The sequence below is a fragment of the Streptomyces turgidiscabies Car8 genome, assembly GCF_000331005.1.
GTDB lineage: Bacteria > Actinomycetota > Actinomycetes > Streptomycetales > Streptomycetaceae > Streptomyces > Streptomyces turgidiscabies.
In genome coordinates this window covers 1-9386 of sequence record NZ_AEJB01000510.1, presented here as the reverse complement: position 1 = coordinate 9386, position 9386 = coordinate 1, and the positions used below count along the sequence as shown (strand labels likewise).

The window sequence follows — 9386 nt, the reverse complement described above, 5'->3', positions numbered from 1 at the left end:
CCCAGGGGCGCGGGGAACTGCGCGACCAGCCCCCACCGGACCCGCGGCCAAAAGCGAACCGCCGCACCGCGTGGCCGGCGGAGCCTAAAGCGCCGGGTAGGCGTTCTTCATGAGCTCCTGGAACTGCGCCGAGAACCAGTGCCCGGAGACCGGGGCGTTCGGCAGCGCACCCGACATGTTGTAGTTGTTCCGCGGGTTACCGGTGTACGTCGGGTCGCACATCCGGTCGAAGCCCTTGCCCTCGTCGTTCGGGATCGCCGAGCTGGAGCCGTCGGACTCACCCGGAGGCTTCATCCACACGTACGCGTCGATACCCGCCGCCGGAGCGGCCTTCGGGCGTTCGCCGAGGCCCGCGCCGGACTGGTTGCACCAGTTGCCGAGCTGGAAGCGCCGGTCGTAGCGTCCGCCGTCGACGTAGGTGTCGACAGTGGTCGTCGCGCCCGGGCCGGTGGGCCGTGCGGTGCCGCCCCAGCCGTTCCTCGACGTGTCGATCAGCATGCCGATGGAGGACGGGAAGCCGACCGAGACCAGCTGGTTGCGGAAGGCCTGTGAGAAGGAGAGCTCGTCGGTGTACCGGTTCCAGTCCACCCACTTCGACTCGCGGACCGACTTGCCGGCCACGGAGTCGTTGATGGTGAAGTTGTTCTCCTTCAGGGCGCTGTAGTTCGCCGTGTTGCTGATGAAGCCGTGCACGTCGTTGACGGTCGCGCCCTCGGCGGTGGCCGCCTGCTTGAACAGGTCGGCGGAGGCGCCGAAGTTGTCGTCCCAGCCGATCCAGCCGTGGTGGCCGGCGTCGACGTAGTTGTAGACGTTCGGCACGTCACCGAGCTTGTTGAGCGCGTAGCCGACACCCTTGACGTAGTTGCCGTTCGCCTTCATCACGTCGCACGCGGGCGTGGCCGTGGCGCGGCTGCCGGTGTTGGTGACGAGGTTGGGCAGCGAGTCGATCTCGACGGTCGTGACGATACGCAGGCCCGCGTACTTGGTGTCCGCGAGGATCGCCTTGATCGGGTCGATGTACTGGGTCTTGTACTTGTCGATCTCCGTCGGGCCGAGTTCGCCGTTGGAGGCGAGGGCGGCGCAGTCGCGTCCGGGCAGGTCGTAGATGACCAGCTGGACGACCATTTCGCCGGTGCCCTTCTGCTGGAGGGCTGCGTCGAGGTGGGCACGCAGGCCCATCCCGCCGTTGACCCCGTTGATCGCGGCGATCCGGTCCAGCCACACGCCGGTGGGCTGGCTGGAGATCCGGCTGCCGCCCGCCTCGGCGGCGGCCTTCGCCGACCACTCCGGGTTCACGTACACCTTGGCACCGGCGTACGGGTTGTCGACCCTCGTGCTCGTGCCGGGGCCCGGATCCGTGGGGCCGGGGTCCGTGGGGCCGGTCCCGCCGTCGACGTTGCAGGTGACGCCGTCGAGGGTGAAGCTCGCCGGAATCGCGTTCGTGCCGCTGTAGCTGCCGTTGAAGCCGAAGCTCACCGAACCGCCGGTGGCGAGCGAACCGTTGTAGGTCTCGTTGGCGACGGTCACGGCGGTGCCGCTCTGGGTGAACTTGGCGTTCCATCCGCTGGTGACCTGCTGGTTACCGGCGTACGCCCACTTCACGGACCAACTCGACTTGGCCGCACTGTTGTTGGTGACGGTCACGGCGGCGGTGAAGCCGGTGGACCACTGGTTCTGCACCGTGTAGGCGACGGTGCAGGGGATCGCGGCGAGGCTGGTGCCGGCCTGCGACGCGGCCGCCGCGGCGCCGGTGGCACCGGCGACCAGCGCCATGGAGGCGAGGATCGCTGTTCTGGTACGGCTCATGAGTGCGGATGTCCTCTCGTTTTCCTGTGGGGTGCGAAACGCCTTGCTGGGATGAGGAGTTGGTGCACTAACCGATGGCGCGCAGATGGTCGCGCAGACCGATTCCGAAGGCCGTGGGTGTGCCGTCGTAACCGGAGATCAGAGACGGGCCGGTGGCGCAGTTCCAGGTGTTCCAGGTCCAGCCGAGGTAGGACAGGGAGCGGTCGTCGAACCACTTCATGACCCGGTCGATGAAGGAGTGCGCGCAGGTGTTCTCGCCGATCTCACCCGCCACCAGTGGGACCTGGGCGGCGACCGGCGCGAGCGTCGAGTTCCAACAGCTCTCGCTGGAGCAGGAGTTGAAGTTGTAGATGTGCCAGGCGGCGCCGAGACTGCCCGCCGAGTCGGTGGGCTTGTACGTCAGCCACTGGCTGAGGTCGTTCGAGTACGCGAGCCCGCCGGCGAGGATCACGTTCTTGGCGCCGGTGGCCCTGACCGAGTCGATCAGATCCTGCATACCGGCGACCTCGTACCCGATGCCGGGGCAGGTGCCGCCGTCCCGCCAGCAGGTCCAGGCCTGGGCCGCCGTGGAGGTGGCGCGGTCCGGGTAGGGCTCGTTGAACAGGTCGAACACGACGGTCTGGTCACCCTTGAAGGTGTTGGCGACCGAGGTCCAGAAGGCGGGCGAGTACTGCATGTCGGGCATGGGTTTCTGGCAGCTGGCGTGCACGTCGGAGCAGCCGGCCGAGTTGCCCGTGTACTGCCCCCAGGTCCAGTGCAGTTCGACGACCGGCGTCATGCCGTTCGCCTTCACCTTCGCCACCAGGTCCTTGACGGCGGCGATGTAGTTGGCGCCCGCGTACTCGGGTTTGATGTTGGACAGGCCGAGCCAGCACTCCTCGTTCAGCGGAATGCGTACGGTGTTCACTTTCCAGTCGGCGATCGCCTTGACCGAGGCGTTGTCGACCGGTCCGTCCCAGATGCCGTTGCCCTGGACGCACGCGAACTCGCCGCCGGAGCGGTTGACGCCGAGCAGCCGCCGGGTGGCGCCGCCGGAGTCGACGAGCTTGTTGCCGGACACGTGCAGGGCGGGTGCCCCGGCCTCGGGGGCCGGTGGAACGGTAGGTGACGGCGTCGGGGTCGGGGTCGGCTCCGAATCCGCGTTGCAGGTGGTCCCGTTGAGCTTGAACGACGTCGGCACGGGATTGCTCCCGGACCGCGAGGCGATGAACCCGGCGGTGACGCTGGCGCCCGTGCCCAGCGAGCCGTTGTAGGTCTCGTTGGCCGCGGTGACGGTGGTGCTGGACTGGGACCACTTGGCGTTCCAGCCCTGGGTGAGCTTCTGACCTGCGCCGAAGTCGAAGGTGAGACTCCAACTGCTGAGCGCCGCCTGGTTGTTGGTGATCCTGACGGAGCCCTGGAAGCCTGCGTCCCACGTACTGGTGACCGAGTACTCCACCGTGCACGCGGGGGTGGCTCCCGACGCTGTGAGAACCGGCGCGACCGCGGTGCCCACGAGGGCGACGGCAGCGCCGAGCACAATTAAAAGACCTGAACGCGGGGGGTGTCGCATGAGCGACTCCTTGCATCGGGCGCGTCGTTGCGGACGCGTCGACTGACGGAATCGCTCCCACTGGTGTCAACGAAGTTAGCGCCAAGTGACGGCAAAGGACAGAGGGGTTGACGTGTTTCCATCAGATGTCGCCGTCGAATCAATTCGAGTCTTCAAACACCTTGACCCTTGACACGCCTGTCTTCAATATGGGAGCGCTCCCACTGGTTCAAGGCTTGTTGCTCCTCCCCACATCTCCACGAGCACCTTCCAGCCCGCTTGGAGGAACCAGCACCATGCACCCTCATCGCAGACGCCGTGTCACGCGGCGGTTCTGGACCGCTGCCGTGGCGGCCCTCGCCCTCCCCCTGACCATGCTCGCGACCGGCACAACTCCCGCACAGGCAGCGGCAGTTCAGTGCAGCGTCGACTACAAGACGAATGACTGGGGCTCCGGTTTCACCGCGGATCTGACGATCACCAACCGCGGTACGGACGTCATCAACGGCTGGACTCTGACGTACGCCTACGCGGGCAACCAGAAGCTCAGCAACGGCTGGAACGGCACCTGGTCCCAGTCCGGCCAGACGGTCACCGTGCAGAGCGCGACGTACAACGCGACGATCGCCGCCGGTGCCGCGGTCAGCACCGGTGGACAGTTCACGTACAGCGGTGCCAACGCTGCGCCGACCTCGTTCGCGATCAACGGGACGACCTGCGCCGGAGCCCACCAGCCGCCGGTCTCGGTGCTGACCAGCCCGGTCGCGGGCGCGGTCTACTCGCAGGGCAACGCGGTACCGATGGCCGCCACCGCGGCGGCGGCGGACAGCGCGACGATCACCAAGGTCGAGTTCTACGACGACACCACGCTGCTCGGCACGGACACGACCGCGCCGTACACGTACTCGGCGACCGGGCTGGCCGTCGGGAGTCATTCGCTGCTGGCGAAGGCGCACGACAGCCTGGGCGCCTCGGCGCCGTCCACGCCGGTCGGCATCACGGTCGCCTCGGGTCCCGCCGTGGTCGCCGTGCCGACCCAACTCGGCGTCCAGCAGGGCAAGTCGGGGACGTACGACGTCAAGTTGTCGACGCAGCCGACTGCCAACGTGACCGTGTCGACCGCTCGCGCGAGCGGCAACACGGGCCTGTCGGTGACGGGCGGCGCCTCACTCACCTTCACGCCGGCGAACTGGAACACGGCGCAGAAGGTGACGATCACCGCCAACGCGACGGGCACCGGATCGGCGGCCTTCGACTCGACGGCCACCGGTCATGCCAAGGCGACGGTCACCGTCACGGAGCTGGCGGCCTCGAAGGTGTACGACGCCCGCTTCCTGGACCTCTACGGCAAGATCACCAACCCGGCGAGCGGCTACTTCTCCCCCGAGGGCATCCCCTACCACTCGGTGGAGACGCTGATCGTCGAGGCGCCGGACCAGGGCCACGAGACCACGTCGGAGGCGTACAGCTACCTCCTGTGGCTGCAGGCCATGTACGGCAAGGTGACGGGCGACTGGAGCAAGTTCAACGGCGCCTGGTCGATCATGGAGCAGTACATGATCCCCACCCACGCCGACCAGCCGACCAACTCCTTCTACAACGCCTCGAAGCCGGCGACGTACGCCCCCGAGTGGGACCTGCCGAGCCAGTACCCGGCCAAGCTGGACACCGGTGTCTCGGTCGGCACCGACCCGATCGCGGCCGAGCTGAAGAGCGCGTACGGCACGGATGACGTCTACGGTATGCACTGGCTCCAGGACGTCGACAACGTGTACGGCTACGGCAACTCGCCCGGCAAGTGCGAGGCGGGCCCGACGGACACCGGCCCCTCCTACATCAACACCTTCCAGCGCGGACCGCAGGAATCGGTGTGGGAGACCGTTCCGCAGCCGACCTGCGACGCCTTCAAGTACGGCGGTACGAACGGGTACCTGGACCTGTTCACCGGCGACGCGTCGTACGCGAAGCAGTGGAAGTTCACCAACGCCCCGGACGCCGACGCGCGCGCCGTGCAGGCCGCGTACTGGGCTGACGTCTGGGCGAAGCAGCAGGGCAAGGGCGCCGACGTCTCGACGACCGTCGGCAAGGCGGCGAAGATGGGCGACTATCTGCGCTACTCCATGTACGACAAGTACTTCAAGAAGATCGGGAACTGTGTCGGCCCGACGGCCTGCGCGGCCGGTACCGGCAAGGACGCCTCGCACTATCTGATGTCCTGGTACTACGCGTGGGGCGGCGCCACCGACACCTCGGCCGGCTGGGCCTGGCGCATCGGCTCCAGCCACACGCACGGCGGTTACCAGAACCCCCTGGCCGCCTACGCGCTCAGCTCGTCCGCCGACCTGAAGCCCAAGTCGGCGACAGGACAGGCGGACTGGTCGAAGTCACTGGGCCGGCAGATCGAGTTCTACCGCTGGCTCCAGTCCAACGAGGGTGCCATCGCGGGCGGCGCGACCAACAGCTGGGCGGGCCGCTACGCGACTCCGCCGGCCGGTACGCCGACGTTCTACGGCATGTACTACGACGAGAAGCCGGTGTACCACGACCCGCCGTCCAACCAGTGGTTCGGCTTCCAGGCGTGGTCCATGGAGCGGGTCGCCGAGTACTACCAGCAGACGGGCAACGCGGCGGCGAAGAGCGTCCTGGACAAGTGGGTCGACTGGGCCCTGTCCAAGACGACCATCAACCCGAACGGGACGTACCAGATCCCGTCGACGCTCCAGTGGTCGGGCGCCCCCGACACCTGGAACGCCACAACTCCGGGTGCCAACACGGGACTTCACGTCACCGTCGCCGACTACACCAACGACGTGGGCGTGGCGGCGGCGTACGCCAAGACGCTGACGTACTACGCCGACCGCTCCGGTGACACCGAGGCGGCGACGACGGCGAAGGCTCTCCTCGACGGCATGTGGTCCAACTACCAGGACACCCTGGGCATCGCCGTCCCGGAGACCCGCACGGACTACAACCGTTTCGACGACGCCGTCTACGTGCCGTCGGGCTGGACCGGGAAGATGCCGAACGGCGACACGGTCAACTCGTCGTCGACGTTCGCCTCGATCCGCTCCTTCTACAAGAACGACCCCAACTGGTCGAAGATCGAGGCGTACCTGGCCGGCGGCGCCGCGCCCTCGTTCACCTACCACCGGTTCTGGGCCCAGGCGGACATAGCCCTCGCCATGGGTTCGTACGCGGAGCTACTCGAATAGCCCCCGCCCGGTCCGACCGGACCTGAGCTCCGCGTACCGCGCCGGGCGGCCCCTTCCCGCACTGGGGGCCGCCCGGTGTCGTGTCCTGCGCACTCCCCCCACGCACCTCACCACCCGCACCCCCTCACCACCCAAGAGACCTCTTGTCGAGAGGACCCCCACCATGCGAAGAACCCGTATCCTCACGGCCGTACTGGCCCTGACCGCAGGCCTGTTGGCGGGCAGTCCCCTGGCGCTCGCGGCCCCGAGCACCACGGAGGTGACGCTCGCCGCCGACACGTACACGTGGAAGAACGCCCGGATCGACGGCGGTGGCTTCGTCCCCGGCATCGTCTTCAACCGCACCGAGAAGAACCTCGCGTACGCCCGTACGGACATCGGCGGCGCCTACCGCTGGCAGGAGTCGACGAAGACGTGGACGCCGCTGACGGACTCCGTCGGCTGGGACCGCTGGGGTCACACCGGAGTGGTCAGCCTCGCCTCCGACTCCGTGGACCCGAACAAGGTGTACGCGGCTGTCGGCACGTACACGAACAGCTGGGACCCCGGAAACGGTGCCGTACTGAGGTCGGGTGACCGGGGCGCGAGCTGGCAACGGGCCGATCTGCCCTTCAAGTTGGGCGGCAACATGCCCGGCCGCGGCATGGGCGAGCGGCTCGCCGTCGACCCCAACAGGAACAGCGTGCTGTATCTGGGCGCGCCCAGCGGCAAGGGGTTGTGGCGGTCGACGGACTCGGGGGCGAGCTGGGCGCAGGTGGCGAACTTCCCCAACGTCGGCAACTACGCCCAGGATCCGACCGACACCAGCGGGTACGCCAGCGACAACCAGGGCATCGTCTGGGTCACCTTCGACGAGTCGACGGGTACGGCGGGCAACGCGACCCGCACGGTCTATGTCGGGGTCGCCGACAAGGACAACGCGGTGTACCGCTCGACGGACGCGGGCGCGACCTGGTCACGGCTCGCCGGGCAGCCGACCGGCTATCTTGCCCACAAGGGCGTCCTGGACGCGAAGAACGGCTATCTGTACGTGCCGTACAGCGACAAGGGCGGCCCGTACGACGGCGGCAAGGGCCAGTTGTGGCGCTACGCGACGGCCACCGGCACCTGGACGAACATCAGCCCGGTCGCGGAGGCGGACACCTACTACGGGTTCAGCGGGCTGACGATCGACCGGCAGAAGCCGGGCACGGTGATGGCGACGGCGTACAGCTCGTGGTGGCCGGACACGCAGATCTTCCGCTCCACGGACAGCGGTGGCACGTGGACGAAAGCGTGGGACTACACCTCGTACCCCAATCGCGCGAACCGCTTCACGATGGACGTCTCGTCCTCGCCGTGGCTGACCTTCGGCGCGAACCCGTCGCCGCCCGAACAGAGCCCGAAACTGGGGTGGATGACGGAGTCGCTGGAGATCGACCCGTTCAACTCGAACCGCATGATGTACGGAACGGGCGCGACGGTCTACGGCACCGAGAACCTCACCAACTGGGACAGCGGCGGCCAGTTCAGCATCAAGCCGATGGTCCAGGGCCTGGAGGAGACGGCGGTCCTCGATCTGGCCGCTCCCCCGTCGGGCGGTGCGGTGCTGCTCAGCGCCCTCGGTGACATCGGCGGCTTCCGGCACACGGATCTCACCAAGGTCCCCTCGATGATGTTCACTTCACCGAACTTCACGACGACCACGAGCCTGGACTACGCGGAGAGCAACCCGGGGATCGTGGCCCGCGTGGGCAACCTGGACTCGGGCCCGCATGTCGCGTTCTCGACGGACAACGGCGCCAACTGGTTCGCGGGGACGGATCCTTCGGGCGTCTCGGGCGGCGGCACGATCGCTTCGGCCTCGGACGGCAGCCGGTTCGTGTGGAGCCCGGCAGGAACGGGAGTGCAGTACGCGACGGGCTTCGGAACGTCGTGGTCGGCGTCGTCGGGTATTCCGGCGGGCGCGATCGTCGAGTCGGACCGGGTGGACCCGAAGACGTTCTACGGCTTCAAGTCGGGCAAGTTCTACATGAGTTCGGACGGCGGCGCGACCTTCACCGCGTCGGCGGCGACCGGCCTCCCGGCCGGCGACAGCGTGCGCTTCAAGGCGCTGCCGGGCACGAAGGGTGACATCTGGCTGGCGGGCGGCGCGTCGGACGGCGCGTACGGCCTGTGGCACTCGACGAACGGCGGTACGACGTTCACCAAGCTGGCGAACGTCGACCAGGCCGACACGATCGGCTTCGGCAAGGCGGCGACGGGAGCGTCGTACCAGACGCTGTACACGAGCGCGAAGATCGGCGGAGTACGCGGCATCTTCCGCTCCACGGACAAGGGCGCGACGTGGACGCGTATCAACGACGATGCCCACCAGTGGGGTTGGACGGGCGACGCGATCACCGGTGACCCGAGGGTGTACGGGCGCGTCTACGTGTCGACGAACGGGCGGGGTGTCGTCTACGGCGACTCCTCGGACACGAGCGGTGGGGGCGGCGGCGGAGGCGGCACGGACCCGACGACGCCGCCGACGCCCACAGGCGCCTGCACGGTCACGTACAAGGTGACCAGTGAGTGGTCGGGCGGCTTCCAGACGGACGTGAAACTCGCCAACACCGGCACCACCGCCTGGAACGGCTGGTCACTCGGCTGGTCCTTCCCGAACGGCCAGACCGTCTCCCAGCTCTGGAACGCCGAGTACACCCAGTCGGGTGCGGCGGTGACGGCGAAGAACGTGAACTGGAACGCGAACGTGGCGGCGGGCTCCTCGGTGAGCTTCGGCTTCACCGGCAACTCCCCGAGCACGAACGGCAGACCGACCGCCTTCAAACTGGGCGACCAGTCCTGCACGGTCGCCT

The 9386-nt window shown here is 67.9% G+C and carries 4 protein-coding genes; 2 read left to right on the top strand and 2 right to left on the bottom strand.

Annotated features, from left to right (window positions below; all coding sequences use genetic code 11):
* Positions 1-84: 84 nt before the first annotated feature.
* Both STRTUCAR8_RS36680 and STRTUCAR8_RS36675 read right to left on the bottom strand, forming a co-directional pair.
* Positions 85-1806 carry a glycoside hydrolase family 6 protein gene (locus tag STRTUCAR8_RS36680; protein ID WP_006381357.1) on the bottom strand — a complete coding sequence of 574 codons (1722 nt, stop codon included), beginning with the start codon at positions 1804-1806 and terminating at the stop codon, positions 85-87.
* Between the two features lie 67 nt (positions 1807-1873).
* Complete coding sequence (locus STRTUCAR8_RS36675; RefSeq protein ID WP_006381354.1) at positions 1874-3358, bottom strand: cellulase family glycosylhydrolase; 1485 nt, start codon at positions 3356-3358, stop codon at positions 1874-1876.
* A 275-nt stretch (positions 3359-3633) separates the two neighbouring features.
* On the opposite strand from STRTUCAR8_RS36675, the gene STRTUCAR8_RS36670 reads away from it, so the two are divergent.
* Positions 3634-6549 carry a glycoside hydrolase family 48 protein gene (locus STRTUCAR8_RS36670; RefSeq protein WP_006381358.1) on the top strand — a complete coding sequence of 972 codons (2916 nt, stop codon included), beginning with the start codon at positions 3634-3636 and terminating at the stop codon, positions 6547-6549.
* Positions 6550-6712: 163 nt separating this feature from the next.
* The coding region (locus tag STRTUCAR8_RS36665) for a cellulose binding domain-containing protein (RefSeq protein WP_006381356.1) at positions 6713-9386 on the top strand (2674 nt) is incomplete at its 3' end.

Excerpts from the sequence above, each read along its gene's own strand:
- STRTUCAR8_RS36680 (WP_006381357.1), bottom strand. The coding sequence starts at position 1,806 with ATGAGCCGTACCAGAACAGCGATCCTCGCCTCCATGGCGCTGGTCGCC.
- STRTUCAR8_RS36675 (WP_006381354.1), bottom strand. The coding sequence starts at position 3,358 with ATGCGACACCCCCCGCGTTCAGGTCTTTTAATTGTGCTCGGCGCTGCC.
- STRTUCAR8_RS36670 (WP_006381358.1), top strand. The coding sequence starts at position 3,634 with ATGCACCCTCATCGCAGACGCCGTGTCACGCGGCGGTTCTGGACCGCT.